This window comes from Pseudomonas sp. Tun-23181, from assembly GCF_057415455.1.
Genome location: NZ_CM171630.1, coordinates 1397161 through 1412764, shown reverse-complemented (window position 1 = coordinate 1412764; position 15604 = coordinate 1397161). Strand labels below are relative to the sequence as shown.

The following is a 15604-nucleotide window of genomic DNA, read 5'->3' as shown; positions in this document are numbered from 1 at the left end:
GGCAACCTTGCCTGCCGACCCGTTCCTCGAGCCGCCCCAGTGCTGACGATGCTCGTCGGCGGTAGTGCCGGTTGCGTGCTGCGCTGAGTACTGTTGGGCAGGGGCTGCCCGTCACGCGGCTGTCATCCGTGGTTGCTAAGGTGCTGGCGATTCTTCCGTCCAGCCCTGGCCTCAAGGTGACACGCACGGTGTACCCCAGCATGCCCCGCAAGCGGATCATCCTCCGCTGCGCCGATATGTCCAGCGACGCCTTCGGTGCGCTGTTCGCGAGAATGTTCGGCAACCTCTACGCCGATACGCCGCCACTGCCGGAGCACATCGTCATCGGTGGCGTCTACGGCCGTCATGAGGGCATCAGCTTCCGCCGCATGCACTACCAGGGCGATTTCTCCATCGCCTTTCCCAAGCCCCAGGACGAAATCACCTTCGTCCTGCCCACGGCGGGCAAGATCATCTTCGAGCATGCGGCCGAGTCGGTTGGCTTCGCCCGGGTGGGGCTTGCCATCGACAAGGCTGCGATACGCTCCGTGCGCTTTGCCGACAACCACGCCCAGTGCGGCATGTCGATCCGGCGGGGGCTGTTTACCGAGCGGCTGGCCGTGCTGCTGGGCAAGCCGGTGTTGCAGCCGATCTGCTTCGAGCCGGTGGTGAGCCTGGTTATCTCGGCGTTCCAGGGCATCCGCGCCTTGCTCGAGCTGGCCACTGGCAGCGAGTTCGAGCAATTGATCCACAGCGGCGCGCTGATGCCGCTGCGCCTGCAGGAAATGCTGGTGGACGCCGTGCTGGAGGCCTGGCCGCACAACCATACCGAGACCCTGCGTCGCCCGCTGCCGCCGATCGCGCCGCGGCACGTGAGGCTAGCTATGGATTACATGCGCGAACACCCAGGGAACGTCGTGGCGGGCGCGGAGCTCGCGGGCCTGGCCAATGTCAGCCTGCGTGCCTTGCAGCAAGGTTTCCGTCGGTTCGTCGGCATGTCGATCGTGGAATACCAGCGGCAGGTGCGCCTGGAACGGGCCTACCAGGCCCTGGTGGACGGGCAGGAGGTGTCGGTGGCGCAGGTGGCGCTGCGACATGGGTTCAGCAATGCCGGCCGGTTTTCACGGTATTTTCAGCAGGCCTACGGGGTGCGCCCGGCTGATGTGAAGTGCGGAGGGCGAGGGTAGTGAAGCACCAGGCCGCCCCGGCGGGAGCGGCCGGCGCTACCCGTCAGAACGCATAGCTGGCTTTCAGGCTTGCGCTGGCCCCATGGCTATCGCCGCCGCCGCTGGCATTCACTTCGGCGCCCAGGCTCAGGGCACCCAGGCTGGCCATCAGGCTGGCGCCAGCGGTGAACTGGTCACGATCGTCGAACGCCGCTCGCTGCTCGATATCCAGCCCCAGCAGATGGCCCTCGCTGTCCACCTGGTGGTCGCCCAGCACATGTTCGTAACCCATCGACAGGCCCGGCAGCAACTGCCATCCGCCACCCAGCGGGACAGGCGCGAAGGAGGCCCTCAGGCTGGCCACGGCGCTGCGCCGGGTTTGCTGGATGGCGTCGACTTCAAGGGCCAGTTCGCTGCCTTTTTCCGTGAAGCCCGACAGGTCCACATGGCTGATCCGCACGCCCAGGCTCGGTTCCAGCACCATCGCGCCCGTGTGCAGGCGATAACCCAGCGCCAGGCTTGCCCCGGCCAAGTTGCCATGGCTGCTGCCCTTGGCCGTGCCCAGGCCTCCGCCGAGCTCACGCTTGCTGTCGTAGTCGAGCCAGCCGGCGCTGGCGTTGGCGTCGATGAACATGCCACGCTCCAGGCCGTCCGGGGCGAAGCGGGCACCTGCCTTGAGGAACGTCAGGTCGGTGTCCGCTTCGCCGCCGGCCCCGCCGATATTGCCGTGGCTGTAGCCGAAACCGGCATGGGCGCTGAGCTGTTCGGAAAAACGCTGGGTTAGGCCGATCACCATGCCCTGGCTGTGTTCGTTGCTGCTGCGCGCGTGGGCGCTGCCGTCGGTGCCTTGGTAACCGGCCAGGGCGGCACTCCATAGGTGCGCCTGGCCAATCGCGAGGTCGGTACCGCTGGCCATGGGGGCGGTCGCCTGGTCGATCAGCGTACCCTGGCGCAGCAGGTAGCTGGCGGCGTCGGCATGCACCTGGCCGCCGACGGTGGCTTCGACGCCGCCCAGGGTGCCTGCATCGATGGCCGATTGCAGGTAGTAGTTGTAGGCGCTGTAGGTGCCCGACAGGTCGGTGTCCTGCAGCTGTTGCAGCAACCGTGCGCCAGCGGCGGCGTTGCCTTGCAGCCCCGCTTGGCCGGGCAGGCTGCCGTAGCGCACCATCTTGCCGCGCAGCACGTAGATCGTCTCCTGCGACAGGCCCAGGCCCTCCTTCAGGTAGTTGTCCATGCTGCCGTACTGCGTATTCACCTCGTCCAGGCCGGCCTGCAGGTAGCTGGCGTCCACGCCCAGCAACGGCGCATAGATCGCGGCCGTCTCCGGCGGCATCGCTGCGAGGGTGGCTGCCATGCGTTCGGCCGTGTAGTCGTTGGTGGCCAGGTAGTTGCTCATGAGGGTGGCATCGTCGACCCCGGCGATGCTTTGCAGCACCGCGGCGGTCCAGCCGGTGCGGTCCTTGCCTGCGGTGCAATGGAACAGGGCCGCACCCTCGGCGCTGGCCAGTTCGTTGAACAGCACCGCGAACTGGCCGCGCATGCCGGCGTCGCTGACGAAGGCGCGATTGGTCTCCTGCATCATGGCGGTGGCTTCGGCGGCGCTGGAGAACGCGATATGGGTGATGTCCGCGCCCGAGGTGGTGCTGCCGATGATGTCGATGTTCTGGTAGCGCGAGCCGGCCGGCAGGGTGTCGGGCGTAGCCGCGATCTCGCTGGGTGTGCGCAGGTCGTAGACGTTGCTGATGTTCAGGCCGTTCAGCGTGACCAGGTCAGACGCGGTCGGGGTCAGGGCGTTGGCGCGGTAGAACACCCCGGCGCGCATCGTGCCGTCGTGGGTGGTGCCATAGGCGGTGGTGGTGCCGGCGATGTCACGGAAATTGTCCATGCCGCTCAGGCGTGGCGTGGTCAGCGGCTCGGTGGCGTGGGCGGCGGAGATGGCGAGCGTCAGCAGGGACAGGGAGCAAAGGAAACGTTGCAGCACGGATCTAGCCTCGTTGAATACGTTGGGCTGGCTACTATCCGTGGGCTAGGTGAAACCAGATATTGCAGAAAGCCAGGGCGTGAGAATGAATGCGCGATCCGTCCGCGGCGTTCGTTTTCTGTCCATTGGCGGGGTGCGAGCAGGGGGCTGCAAAGCAGCCCCGAAAAGTCCTAATTGCCCAGCGAGTTTCAGGGCTGCATTACCCAAGGCTGCCAAGGCCGGGAATGCCTCAGTCCCAGGCCGGCGCCAGGCCGTCAGGGCTGACTTCGCGACCGTTGCGTTCGAGCGTGGCGATGCGTGCCATGTCCTCGTCGTCCAGGCGCAGGTCACGGGCGAGCAGGTTGCTGGCAAGGTTCTCGTGCTTGGTGGAGGAGGGGATCACCGCGTAGCCCAGTTGCATCGCCCAGGCCAGCGCGACCTGCGCCACGGTGGCCTTGTGCTTGGCGGCGATGCTGGCCAGCACCGGGTCCTTGAGCACCTTGCCGTAGGCCAGGGTCATGTACGAGGTGACGGTGATGCCCTGTTCCTTGAGGAAGGCCACGAGCTTGGCGTTCTGCAGGTAGGGGCTGAGCTCGATCTGGTTGGTGGCGATCTCGCCCTTGCCCACCACGTCGATGGCCTGGCGGGTCAGCTCGATGTTGAAGTTGGAGATACCGATCTGGCGGGTCAGGCCCTGCTTCCTGGCTTCGGCCAGGGCGGTCATGAACTCGCCCAGCTCGACGCCGTTGCCAGGCGCCGGCCAGTGGATCAGGGTCAGGTCGACATGGTCGGTGCGCAGTTTCGCCAGGCTTTCGCGCAGGCTGGGGATCAGTTTGTCGGCAGCATAGTTGTCGACCCAGATCTTGGTGGTGATGAACAATTCGCTACGATCGATGCCGCTCTCGGCGATGGCCTGGCCGATATCGGCCTCGTTGCCGTAGACCTGTGCGGTGTCGATGGCGCGGTAGCCCAGCGCCAGTGCGGCCTTCACCGAATCGATGACAGCCTGGCCAGTCAGGCGGAAGGTGCCGAGGCCGAAGGACGGGATGCTCATGGGATGTGCTCCTGGATGGGGGAGTTGCAGCTTGCAGCTCGCGGCTTGCAGCTATCTCCAGTGTGGACGTTTGGCGGGATGGGATTAAGGCTTGCGGGGAGCAAGGTCTTTTGACTTGGAGTCAGGAATGGCGGGGTTTGCAGGTTGGAAACGAACCGGCCCGCCAAAGGGCGGGCCGGTGGGGGAGGCATCGATCAGCGGCGGCGGAACAGCGGCAGCGGTTCGTCGGTGGCGGCCTGGTAGGTGACCGAGAAGTCCTTCAGTCCCTGCAGGGCATCTTCCGGATCTTTGTCGGCACGAATGGCGAAGGCATCGAAGCCGCAGCGGGCCATGTAGAACAACTGGTCGCGCAGCACGTCGCCGATGGCGCGCAGCTCGCCCTTGAACTTGTAGCGGTCACGCAGCAGGCGCGCGTTGGAGTAGTTGCGCCCGTCGGTGAAGGCCGGGAAGTTCAGGGCGATGACCTGGAAGTGCTCGACGTCGTCGCCGATCTCCTCGGCCTCTTCATCGCTGTCCAACCACACGCCCAGGCCGCCGTCGCGGGCCTTGAGGGCGTGGGCATGCTCGCGCCACAGTTGCAGCGGGACGATGTAGTCGTCGCAGTTGGTCAGCTCGTCGAGAGGCGTGTCCTTGGGCAGCAGGTGCCAGGTCTCGTCGACGATCTCGTTGTTCTTAATGATTCGCTGCATAGACGCGTTCCTTGAAAGGGTCGATGCCGATACGCTGGTAGGTGTCGATGAAGCGCTCGTCCTCGGTACGTCGTTCCACGTACACCGAGATCAGCTTCTCGATCACATCGGCCATTTCATCCTGGGCGAAGGACGGGCCGAGGATCTTGCCCAGGCTCGCATCGCGCGCGGCGTTGCCGCCCAGGGAAACCTGGTAGAACTCCTCGCCCTTCTTGTCGACGCCAAGGATACCGATGTGGCCGACGTGGTGGTGGCCGCAGGCGTTCATGCAGCCGGAGATGTTCAGGTCGATCTCGCCGATGTCGAACAGGTAGTCCAGGTCGTCGAAGCGGCGCTGGATGGATTCGGCGATCGGGATCGACTTGGCGTTGGCCAGGGAGCAGTAGTCGCCACCCGGGCAGCAGATGATGTCGGTCAGCAGGCCGATGTTCGGCGTGGCGAAGCCCAGCTCGCGCAGTTCCAGCCACAGGGCATGCAGCTGGCGCTGCTCGACGTCGGCGAGGATGATGTTCTGCTCATGGGAGGTGCGCAGGAAGCCGAAGCTGTAGCGGTCGGCCAGGTCGGCGACGGCGTCGAGCTGCTTGTCGGTCAGGTCGCCCGGGGCAACGCCAGTGGGCTTGAGCGACAGGGTCACGGCAACGTAGCCCGGGCGCTTGTGGGCGCGGGTATTGCGCGAGCGCCAGCGGGCGAAGCCTGGGAATTCCTGGTCGAGGGCGCTGTAGTCGACGTTGTCCAGGGTCAGGTAGGCCGGGTCGACGAAGTGGCGCGAGACGCGCTCGACTTCCGCTTCGGTCAGGGTCGTGCTGCCGCCACGCAAGTGGGCCATCTCGGCCTCGACCTTCTCGGCGAAGACTTCCGGGGTCAGGGCCTTGACCAGGATCTTGATCCGCGCCTTGTACTTGTTGTCACGGCGACCGTAACGGTTGTACACGCGCAGGATGGCGTCCAGGTAGCTGATCAGGTCCTGCCAGGGCAGGAACTCGTTGATGAACGCACCGACCACGGGGGTACGGCCCAAGCCACCACCGACCAGCACGCGGAAGCCCAGCTCGCCGGCCTCGTTGTACACCGGCTCCAGGCCGATGTCGTGCACCTCGATGGCCGCGCGGTCTTCCTTCGAGCCGTTGATGGCGATCTTGAACTTGCGCGGTAGGTAGGCGAATTCCGGGTGGAAGGTGGTCCACTGGCGGACGATCTCGCACCAGGGGCGCGGGTCGATCACTTCATCGGCGGCAACACCGGCGAACTGGTCGGTGGTGGTGTTGCGCAGGCAGTTGCCGCTGGTCTGGATCGCGTGCATCTGCACGGTGGCCAGTTCGGCGAGGATCTCTGGGACGTCTTCCAGCGCCGGCCAGTTGTACTGCACGTTCTGCCGGGTACTGATGTGTGCGTAGCCCTTGTCGTAGTCGCGAGCGATCTTCGCCAGCATGCGCACCTGGGTCGAGTTCAGCTGGCCATAAGGCACGGCGACGCGCAGCATCGGGGCAAAACGTTGGATATAGAGGCCATTCTGCAGGCGCAGAGGGCGGAATTCTTCTTCGCTCAGCTCACCGGCCAGGTAGCGGCGGGTCTGATCACGGAACTGCTTGACGCGGTCCTCGATGATCCGCTGATCGTACTCGTCGTATACGTACATATAAGTCCTGTCTCAGGCTGCATGCAGCTAATCGCGCGCACGGCCGCGCACTCCGCTTCGGAGCGGGGGAACGATAGCAGTTTGTGTTTATGCGCTAAAGTGATGTTTTTGCATATGAAAAGAACCAATTGGACTAAGTGAGATTGACTGGCATTTGCCGGCGATGATGGCGCGAATACGGTGCGGGGATGTGGCGGTATCTTTACCGACTGTGGGGCGATTTTCAGCATTACAGCGCCGAAGGTTGGTGGCGCGGGTTTTCCGTGCCCTAGTTGGTCGTCGGTCGTCGATTACCGAAAGCCCCTGCTTGAGAGAAGGGCATTGCTAGGCTTAACTGCTGGAGGTGAAGTGCATTCCCATAACCACTACAAGAGGCAATGCAATGGGAAACTCGACCAAGCTGCGCAAGACTGACAGCACTGTGGATGCCTGGGCGATCCTTTGCCTGATCGTCCTGGTAGTCGTGGCCGCTGTGTATTGGGTCAGCCATCAGTAGCTTTCATTCGCAACGACCTTGATCCAAGCCTGAGCCGCCTGCGGAAGGGATATCCGCAGGCGGGTTGCTCTGGCTCCAGCATTCACGCAAATCTCTGACTGACCGGCAGTGGGACAAGCCGCAGGCCTAGCGCGCAGTCAGGTGCAGCGCCAGTTGCACCAGGCCGATCAGCACGAGGATGAACACCAGGGTGAACAGCGTGCCCAGCACGATGAAGTGGCTGGCCTTGCCATGGGTGAAGTCGCGCGCACGGTTCTTGCCGCTTTGCACGCCGAAGGCCGCGGCGAGGACGCTGTGCAGCATCTGCCAGAAGGTGGGTGGTTTGTCCTGGTCGCGGTCGTCCATGAGTGGCTCCTGATGTCAGAGGCAATCAGGGATAGTGTAGGCAACCCGGGGATTTGGGTGGGCTGTACCGGCCTCTTCGCGGGGCAAGCCCGCGAAGAGGCCAGAATGGCTTGTAAAGAAGCTGGACCTAGCCCTCGTAGCCCAGGTTCGGCGCCAGCCAGCGCTCGCTGACGCTGATGTCCTGGCCCTTGCGCGCGCTGTAGCGCTCGATCTGGTCCTTGTCGACCTTGCCCACGGCAAAGTACTGGGCCTGCGGATGGGCGAAGTACCAGCCGCTGACCGCCGCCGCCGGGAACATGGCGAAGTGCTCGGTGAGGAATACACCACTCGGCCCTTTCTCGCCGATGGCGGTGCCATCGAGCAGGCGGAACAGGGTGGCCTTCTCGGTGTGGTCCGGGCAGGCCGGGTAGCCGGGGGCCGGGCGGATGCCGCTGTATTGCTCCTTGATCAGCGCCTCGTTGTCCAGCTGTTCGTCCTTGGCATAGCCCCAGTATTCCTTGCGCACCCGCTCGTGCAGCCATTCGGCGCAGGCCTCGGCCAGACGGTCGGCGAGGGCCTTGACCATGATCGAGCTGTAGTCGTCGCCCTTGTCCTGGTAGGCCTTGGCCACTTCCTCGGCACCGATGCCGGCGGTGGTGATGAAGCCGCCGATGTAGTCGGTGACACCGCTGTCCTTCGGCGCGACGAAGTCGGCCAGCGACAGGTTGGGCTTGCCGTCGGGCTTGATGGTCTGCTGGCGCAGATGGTGCAGGGTGGCCAGTTTCTCGCCGCCGTCGCCATAGACCTCGATGTCGTCGTGCTCCACCTGGTTGGCCGGCCAGAAGCCGAGCACCGCGCGGGCGCTGATCAGCTTCTCGTCGATCAGCTTGTCGAGCATCTCGCGGGCATCCTTGTACAGCGCCGTGGCCGCCTCGCCGACCACTTCGTCGGTGAGGATGCGCGGGAACTTGCCGGCCAGGTCCCAGGAGATGAAGAACGGCGTCCAGTCGATGTACTCGGCCAGCATTCGCAGGTCGATGTCCTCCAGCACCTTGACGCCGGTGAAGGAGGGCACCGCCGGGGTGTAGCCGGCCCAGTCGTACTGGGGCTTGGCGGCGATGGCCTGGTCGTAGCCCAGGCGCTCGGTGCGGGCGCTGCGGTTGGCGGTGCGCTCGCGCACCTGCTGGTATTCCTCGCGGGTCTTCTCGACGAAGCCGGCCTTGAGCTCCTTGGACAGCAACTGGGTGGCCACGCCCACGGCGCGGGAGGCGTCGGTGACGTAGACCACGGCGTCGTTGGAGTACTTGGGCTCGATCTTCACCGCGGTGTGTGCCTTGGAGGTGGTGGCGCCACCGATCATCAGCGGCAGTTCGAAGCCCTGGCGCTGCATCTCGCGGGCGACGTGGACCATCTCGTCCAGCGACGGGGTGATCAGGCCGGACAGGCCGATGATGTCGCACTTCTGCTCGCGGGCGGTCTGCAGGATCTTCTCTGCCGGCACCATCACGCCCAGGTCGACGATGTCGTAGCCGTTGCAACCGAGCACCACGCCGACGATGTTCTTGCCGATGTCGTGCACGTCACCCTTGACCGTGGCCATGAGTATCTTGCCCTTGGCCTCCGGGGTGTCGCCTTTCTCCGCTTCGATGAAGGGGATCAGGTGCGCCACGGCCTGCTTCATCACCCGGGCGGACTTGACCACCTGGGGCAGGAACATCTTGCCGGCGCCGAACAGGTCGCCGACCACGTTCATGCCGCTCATCAGCGGCCCTTCGATGACCTCGATGGGGCGCGCGCACTGCTGGCGGCACTCCTCGGTGTCCTCGACGATGTGCGCGGTGATGCCCTTGACCAGGGCGTGCTCCAGGCGCTTGTCGACCGGCATGGCGCGCCAGGCCTCGTCCTCGACTTCCTTGCTGGCGCCGCCGCCCTTGTATTCGTCGGCGATGGCCAGCAGGGCATCGGTGCCTTCCGGGGTACGGTTGAGCACCACGTCCTCGACCCTGTCGCGCAGGGTCGCGGGGATCTCGTCGTAGATCTCCAGCTGGCCGGCGTTGACGATACCCATGGTCAGGCCGTTGCCGATGGCATGGAACAGGAACACCGAGTGGATCGCCTCGCGCACCGGGTTGTTGCCACGGAACGAGAACGACACGTTGGACACGCCACCCGACGACAGCGCGTAGGGCAGGTGGTCGCGGATGTAGGCGCAGGCTTCGATGAAGTCCACGGCGTAGTTGTTGTGCTCTTCGATGCCGGTGGCCACGGCGAAGATGTTCGGGTCGAAGATGATGTCTTCCGGCGGGAAGCCCACTTCATTGACCAGGATGTCGTAGCTGCGCTGACAGATTTCCTTCTTGCGCGCGGCGGTGTCGGCCTGGCCGACCTCGTCGAAGGCCATCACCACCACTGCGGCGCCGTAGCGCTTGCACAGGCGGGCATGGTGCTTGAACTGCTCGACGCCTTCCTTCATGGAGATCGAGTTGACGATGCCCTTGCCCTGGATGCACTTGAGGCCCGCCTCGATCACGTCCCACTTGGAGGAGTCGATCATGATCGGCACGCGGGAGATGTCCGGCTCGCCGGCGATCAGGTTGAGGAAGCGGACCATGGCAGCCTTGGAGTCGAGCATGCCTTCGTCCATGTTGATGTCGATCACCTGGGCGCCGGCCTCGACCTGCTGCAGGGCGACCTCCAGGGCCTCGGTGTAGTTCTCCTCGCGGATCAGCCGGGCGAACTTGGCCGAACCGGTGATGTTGGTGCGCTCGCCGACGTTGACGAACAGCGACTGGCGATCGATGGTGAACGGCTCCAGGCCCGAGAGGCGGCAAGCCCTGGGGATTTCCGGGATCTCACGCGGCTTGTACTTGGCCACGGCCTCGGCGATGGCCTGGATGTGCGGCGGGGTGGTGCCGCAGCAACCGCCGATGATGTTGAGAAAGCCGCTGGCAGCGAACTCCTCGACCACCGCGGCCATTTCCGCCGGGGTTTCGTCGTATTCGCCGAAGGCGTTGGGCAGGCCGGCATTGGGGTGGGCCGAGACATGGGTGTCGGCCTTGGTCGCCAGCTCTTCCAGGTAAGGGCGCAGGTCCTTGGCGCCGAGGGCGCAGTTCAGGCCCACGGAGATCGGCTTGGCGTGGCGCACCGAGTTCCAGAACGCCTCGGTAGTTTGCCCGGACAGGGTGCGGCCGGAGGCATCGGTGATGGTGCCGGAAATCATGATCGGCAGTTCGACGCCGTCTTCCTCGAACACCTGCTGCACGGCGAAGATCGCCGCCTTGGCGTTGAGGGTGTCGAAGATGGTCTCGATCAGGATCAGGTCGGCGCCGCCCTCGATCAGGCCACGGGTGGCCTCGGTGTAGTTTTCCACCAGTTCGTCGAAGGTGACGTTGCGGTAGCCCGGGTCGTTGACGTCCGGGGAGATCGAGCAGGTACGGCTGGTCGGGCCGAGCACGCCGGCGACGAAACGCGGTTTGTCCGGGGTCTCGAGGGTCTTGGCGTCGGCCACCTGGCGGGCGATGCGTGCGCCCTCGACGTTCAGTTCGTAGACCAACGCCTCCATGCCGTAGTCGGCCTGGGAAATCTGCGTGGCGTTGAAGGTGTTGGTCTCGAGGATATCGGCGCCGGCGTCCAGGTAGGCCTTCTCGATGGCGGCGATGACATCGGGCTGGGTCAGCAGCAGCAGGTCGTTGTTGCCTTTCACGTCGCTTGGCCAATCGGCGAAGCGCGTGCCACGATAGTCGTGTTCCTCGAGGCGGTAACTCTGGATCATAGTACCCATGCCGCCGTCGAGGATCAGTATGCGCTCCTTGAGTGCTTGCTGAAGTGCTTGGAAACGAGCGCTGCGGTCGGACATAGGAACTACCTGGTCGGGCAAATGACAGAGGGTGCGCCATGATAACAAAGGTGCGCGGTTTTTAGACGCATCGCCCGTTTGCATGAATTTCCTTCATGTTCGCGCACCCACTACCCGCCAGGCACATCGTGATGGCTTACAGGAACCAGGACATTCGGCACATGGTGCATCGCTTACTTGCCGGCGCCTTCGCGCTGCTCATCAGCGGCGTGGCGGCGGGGCAAGCCCCGCAATCGAGCCCGGCAATCTCCTACACCCGGGATATTCAACCGATTTTCACCGAGAAATGCGTGGCCTGCCACGCCTGCAACGATGCCGCCTGCCAGCTCAAGCTGGAAAGCCCCGAAGGGGCGGTGCGCGGGGCATCCAAGGTCCCGGTGTACCAGGGCGACCGCAGCAAGGCGGTGCCCACCACGCGCCTGTTCTACGATGCCCACAGCGAGGAGCAGTGGCGCAAGAAGGGCTTCTACTCGGTGCTCGACGGCCAGGGCAGCCAGGCCGCGCTGATGGCGCGCATGCTCGAGCTCGGCCACAAGACCCCGCTCACACCCAACGCCAAGTTGCCCGAAGAGATCGTCCTGGGGCTCAACCGCAACAACATGTGCCCATTGCCCCATGAGTTCGACGCCTATGCCGGCGCCCATCCCAAGGAGGGCATGCCCCTGGCGGTCACCGGCCTGACCGACGCCGAGTACCAGACCTTGCAGCGCTGGCTGGCGGCCGGTGCTCCGGTCGAATACCAGCCGCTCCAGCCCAGTGCGGCCGAGGCCAGGCAGATCGCCGAGTGGGAGGAGTTGCTCAACCGCCCGGGCTCTACCGAGGCCCTGGTCGGCCGCTGGCTGTACGAGCACCTGTTCCTTGCCCACATCTATTTCGTCGGTGGCGAGCCGGGCCACTTCTTCCAGTGGGTGCGCTCGCGCACGCCGAGCGGCCAGCCGGTCGACGTGATCGCCACCCGCCGGCCCAATGACCCGCCGGGGACCGACTTCTACTACCGCCTGGTCCCGGTGCAGGGCGTGATCGTGCACAAGACCCACATCACCTACCCGATGGGGCCGCAGAAGCTCAAGCGGGTCAAGCAGCTGTTCTACAGCGGCGACTGGCACGCCACTTCGTTGCCCGGCTATGGCCCGCGTCACCGCGCCAACCCGTTCGAAACCTTCGAGGCGATCCCGGCGGTGGCGCGCTACCAGTTCATGCTGGACAACGCCGAGTACTTCGTGCGCACCTTCATCCGAGGCCCGGTGTGCCGCGGCCAGATCGCCACCGACGTGATCCGCGACCACTTCTGGGCACTGTTCCAGGAGCCGGCCTACGACCGCTATGTCACCGATGCCCGATACCGTGGCGAGGCCACGCCACTGCTGGCCATGCCGGGGCAGATCGACGACGTCGGCAGCGTGCTGACGCTCTGGCACGCCTACCGCGACAAGCGCAACGCCTATGAGACTCTGCGCCGCGAGGCCTACGCGCAGATGCCGGCGCCGAGCTGGTCGACCCTGTGGGCGGGTAACGACAATGCGCTGCTGACCATCTTCCGCCACTTCGACAGCGCCTCGGTGAGCAAGGGCCTGATCGGTGACGTACCCTTGACCGTCTGGCTGTTCGACTACCCGTTGTTCGAGCGCACCTACTACCAGTTGGCGGTCAATTTCGACGTGTTCGGCAACGTCTCGCACCAGCTGCAGACGCGCCTGTACTTCGACCTGATCCGCAATGGCGCGGAGGTCAACTTCCTGCGCCTGATGCCCGCCGACCAGCGCGGCGCGATCCTCGGCGACTGGTACCAGAACAGCGGCAAGGTGAAGATGTGGCTCGACTACGAGGACATCGATACCAGCACCCCGAGCGCGCTCAAGCTGGACGAGCACGACCCCAAGCGCGACTTCGGCCTGAAACTGTTGCAGCGTACCGGCAGCCTCAATGCCGCGCCCGACCCGATCAACCGCTGCCAGGGCGCCTATTGCTCGCGGCCGGGGTTGGCGTCGGAGTTCCGTGACGCCGAGCAGAGCCTCAGCCGCCTGGTGTCGCGCCCGGCCGCAGGCTTGAAGGTGATCGGCCAACTGCCCGAGGCGACCCTGCTGCGCATCGAAGGGCAGGGCGGCCAGCGCCAGGTCTACAGCCTGCTGCGCAACCGCGCGCACAGCAACGTCGCCTTCCTGCTCGGCGAGGCCTACCGCTACCAGCCGGGCCTGGACACCCTGACGCTGTACCCGGGCGTGCTCAGCAGCTACCCCAATTTCATCTTCAACATTCCCACCCGCGATGTGCCGGAGTTCGTCGAAGACATGGAGGCGGCCCGTGACGACCAGGGCAAGTTCGAGACCCTCGTCGAGCGCTGGGGCGTGCGCCGTAGCCATCCGCAGTTCTGGCGTTACTTCCATGACCTGAACCGCTACATCCAGGAGACCGACCCGGTGGAGGCAGGCGTGCTGGACATGAACCGCTACGAGAACCTTTGATCGGTCGCCGGGACGGGCGCCTGACCTTTCCCGGCATCCTGCGGTCCCACGCACGGGCGGTCCCGCTTGGAGCTGCCTGGCCTGTGGGAGCGCCCGCTGAGGAACGGCGCTACCCCTGTGGGGCGAGCTTGCCCGCGAGCGCGTGCGAGGCACGCGCCAGGCGATGAAAGCGGGGCCTGAATGCACCAGAAAACGCAGGGCAATCCATGCTGTATTCGCTTCAGGCACTACGGGCGTTCGCCGCCTGGGTGGTGGTCTGCCACCATTTCATGCAGATCTTCTTCGACTTCCATGCCACCGGCCCCATCGGCCGACTGTTCAGCCACCGCGGCGCGGTAGGCGTCGATATCTTCTTCGTCATCAGCGGGATGGTGATCTACCTCTCGACCCGCGACAAAGCGGTCGCCCCTGGGCAGTTCCTGCTCAACCGGGTGTTGCGTATCGTCCCGGCCTACTGGTTCTACACCTTGCTCATGGCCTTGCTGTTGCTCGCCGCCAGCCGTTGGATGCCGCACCAGGTGTTCGAATGGCAGCACCTGCTGCTGTCGCTGCTGTTCATCCCCGCCGAGAACCCAGGAGGCTACGGGCTGTACCCGACCCTCAATGTGGGCTGGACGCTCAACTTCGAGATGTTCTTCTACCTGCTGTTCGGCCTGGCCTTCCTGGTGCGCCAGCGCCATCACCTGGTGCTGGTCAGCGCCGCGTTGCTGCTGGTCAGCGAGGTACTGGGGCGCCTGGGCGTGCTCAGTCGCTTCTACAACAACGACATCATCTACGAGTTCCTGCTCGGCATCGGCCTGGGCGTGCTGTACCGTCGCGGCATGATCCGCGAAGGGCTGTGGCTGCCCCTGGCGGTGCTGGCGGCGGCAGGCTTTGCGCTCTATCACCTGGACGCTTCGATGCGGCTGCTGCACTGGGGCCTGCCCAGTGCCCTGGTGGTGTTCGCGTTCGTGGCCCTGGAGCCCTGGTTCCGGGGCAACCGGGTGCTCAAGGCACTGGGCGACTGTTCCTACTCGGTGTACCTGATCCATGTGCTGGTGCTCTATGGCGGGTGGTTCGCCAGCCGACGCCTGGGGTTGGACCCCTACCTGGCGTTCGCTTTCTGCGTGCCGCTCATTGGCCTGATGTCGTGGCTCAGCTACCACTGGCTCGAGCGCGGCCTGTACCGGCGACTGCAGGCCTGGTTCGCGGCGCGGCCTGGGCAACGCCAGGCACTGGCGCTTTCCCGAGTCAAATGCTAGGACTTTGTTCAGGCGCCAGCTTGGCGTACACTTGCCGGCAAGTCTGTGAGGAACTTCCATGAGCGCTATAACCATTACCGACGCCGCCCATGATTACCTGGCCGATCTGCTGTCCAAGCAGAACACCCCGGGTATCGGCATCCGTATCTTCATCACCCAGCCGGGCACCCAGTACGCCGAAACCTGCATCGCCTACTGCAAGCCGGGCGAGGAAAAACCCGACGACACCGCCGTGGGCCTGAAGAGCTTCACCGCCTACATCGATGCGGTCAGCGAGCCCTTCCTCGAGGACGCGCTGGTCGACTACGCCACCGACCGCATGGGCGGCCAGCTGACCATCAAGGCGCCGAACGCCAAGGTGCCGATGGTCAACGAGGACAGCCCACTCAACGAGCGGATCAACTATTACCTGCAGACCGAGATCAACCCGGGCCTGGCCAGCCACGGCGGCGCCGTGAGCCTGGTCGACGTGGTCGAAGACGGCATCGCCGTGCTGCAGTTCGGTGGCGGTTGCCAGGGCTGTGGCCAGGCCGACGTCACCCTCAAGGACGGCATCGAGCGCACCCTGCTCGAGCGTATTCCCGAGCTCAAGGGCGTGCGTGACGTGACCGACCACAGCAACAAGGAAAACGCCTACTACTGATCGGCAGGCGACAGGCGTTTGTCATGTGGGGCCGCTTCGTGCCCCAAGATGGCAAGCGCCGCTTGACTGTCTGGCACCTGACAGCGTCTTCATCTAGC

The 15604-nt window shown here is 64.9% G+C and carries 10 protein-coding genes; 4 read left to right on the top strand and 6 right to left on the bottom strand.

The genetic code is table 11. From position 1 onward, the window contains the following. The first annotated feature begins 200 nt into the window (after window positions 1-200). Window positions 201-1166: a helix-turn-helix transcriptional regulator gene (locus tag ACDI39_RS06935; RefSeq protein ID WP_486538125.1), complete on the top strand. Its 966-nt coding sequence runs from the start codon at window positions 201-203 to the stop codon at window positions 1164-1166. Between the two features lie 43 nt (window positions 1167-1209). Here ACDI39_RS06935 and ACDI39_RS06930 read toward each other — a convergent pair whose 3' ends face one another. From ACDI39_RS06930 to metH, 6 genes are all read right to left on the bottom strand, one after another. Further along, entirely contained in the window at window positions 1210-3126 is a 1917-nt protein-coding gene (locus ACDI39_RS06930; protein WP_486538123.1) for a tyrosine-protein phosphatase, read from the bottom strand. Between the two features lie 229 nt (window positions 3127-3355). Next, a complete protein-coding gene (dkgB, locus tag ACDI39_RS06925) occupies window positions 3356-4159 on the bottom strand; it encodes a 2,5-didehydrogluconate reductase DkgB (RefSeq protein WP_486538121.1) in 804 nt (267 codons plus the stop codon). A gap of 194 nt (window positions 4160-4353) precedes the next feature. Continuing rightward, complete coding sequence (locus ACDI39_RS06920) at window positions 4354-4848, bottom strand: DUF934 domain-containing protein (RefSeq protein ID WP_225789728.1); 495 nt, start codon at window positions 4846-4848, stop codon at window positions 4354-4356. Continuing rightward, window positions 4832-6484 carry a nitrite/sulfite reductase gene (locus tag ACDI39_RS06915; RefSeq protein WP_225789727.1) on the bottom strand — a complete coding sequence of 551 codons (1653 nt, stop codon included), beginning with the start codon at window positions 6482-6484 and terminating at the stop codon, window positions 4832-4834. The genes ACDI39_RS06920 and ACDI39_RS06915 overlap by 17 nt, the downstream gene beginning before the upstream one ends. A gap of 622 nt (window positions 6485-7106) precedes the next feature. Next, on the bottom strand, window positions 7107-7325 hold the full coding sequence (locus ACDI39_RS06910; protein WP_225789726.1) for a DUF2970 domain-containing protein: 219 nt from the start codon (window positions 7323-7325) through the stop codon (window positions 7107-7109). Between the two features lie 127 nt (window positions 7326-7452). After that, window positions 7453-11160 carry a methionine synthase gene (gene metH, locus ACDI39_RS06905; protein WP_253091203.1) on the bottom strand — a complete coding sequence of 1236 codons (3708 nt, stop codon included), beginning with the start codon at window positions 11158-11160 and terminating at the stop codon, window positions 7453-7455. 161 nt (window positions 11161-11321) lie between these two features. Here metH and ACDI39_RS06900 point away from each other — a divergent pair, with 161 nt between their 5' ends. The 3 genes from ACDI39_RS06900 to nfuA all read left to right on the top strand — a co-directional run bounded on the left by ACDI39_RS06900 (window position 11322) and on the right by nfuA (window position 15506). Next, window positions 11322-13622 carry a fatty acid cis/trans isomerase gene (locus ACDI39_RS06900; protein ID WP_253091204.1) on the top strand — a complete coding sequence of 767 codons (2301 nt, stop codon included), beginning with the start codon at window positions 11322-11324 and terminating at the stop codon, window positions 13620-13622. A 206-nt stretch (window positions 13623-13828) separates the two neighbouring features. Further along, entirely contained in the window at window positions 13829-14863 is a 1035-nt protein-coding gene (locus tag ACDI39_RS06895; protein WP_225789723.1) for an acyltransferase family protein, read from the top strand. Window positions 14864-14921: 58 nt separating this feature from the next. Further along, window positions 14922-15506, top strand: a complete 585-nt coding sequence (gene nfuA, locus ACDI39_RS06890) for a Fe-S biogenesis protein NfuA (RefSeq protein ID WP_253080340.1) — start codon at window positions 14922-14924, stop codon at window positions 15504-15506. The last annotated feature ends 98 nt before the right edge of the window (window positions 15507-15604 follow it).

Bases quoted from the DNA above. Each gene is read 5' to 3' on its own strand.
- nfuA (WP_253080340.1), top strand. From the start codon at position 14,922: ATGAGCGCTATAACCATTACCGACGCCGCCCATGATTACCTGGCCGAT.
- ACDI39_RS06935 (WP_486538125.1), top strand. From the start codon at position 201: ATGCCCCGCAAGCGGATCATCCTCCGCTGCGCCGATATGTCCAGCGAC.
- metH (WP_253091203.1), bottom strand. From the start codon at position 11,160: ATGTCCGACCGCAGCGCTCGTTTCCAAGCACTTCAGCAAGCACTCAAG.
- ACDI39_RS06900 (WP_253091204.1), top strand. From the start codon at position 11,322: ATGGTGCATCGCTTACTTGCCGGCGCCTTCGCGCTGCTCATCAGCGGC.
- ACDI39_RS06910 (WP_225789726.1), bottom strand. From the start codon at position 7,325: ATGGACGACCGCGACCAGGACAAACCACCCACCTTCTGGCAGATGCTG.
- dkgB (WP_486538121.1), bottom strand. From the start codon at position 4,159: ATGAGCATCCCGTCCTTCGGCCTCGGCACCTTCCGCCTGACTGGCCAG.
- ACDI39_RS06920 (WP_225789728.1), bottom strand. From the start codon at position 4,848: ATGCAGCGAATCATTAAGAACAACGAGATCGTCGACGAGACCTGGCAC.
- ACDI39_RS06915 (WP_225789727.1), bottom strand. From the start codon at position 6,484: ATGTACGTATACGACGAGTACGATCAGCGGATCATCGAGGACCGCGTC.
- ACDI39_RS06895 (WP_225789723.1), top strand. From the start codon at position 13,829: ATGCTGTATTCGCTTCAGGCACTACGGGCGTTCGCCGCCTGGGTGGTG.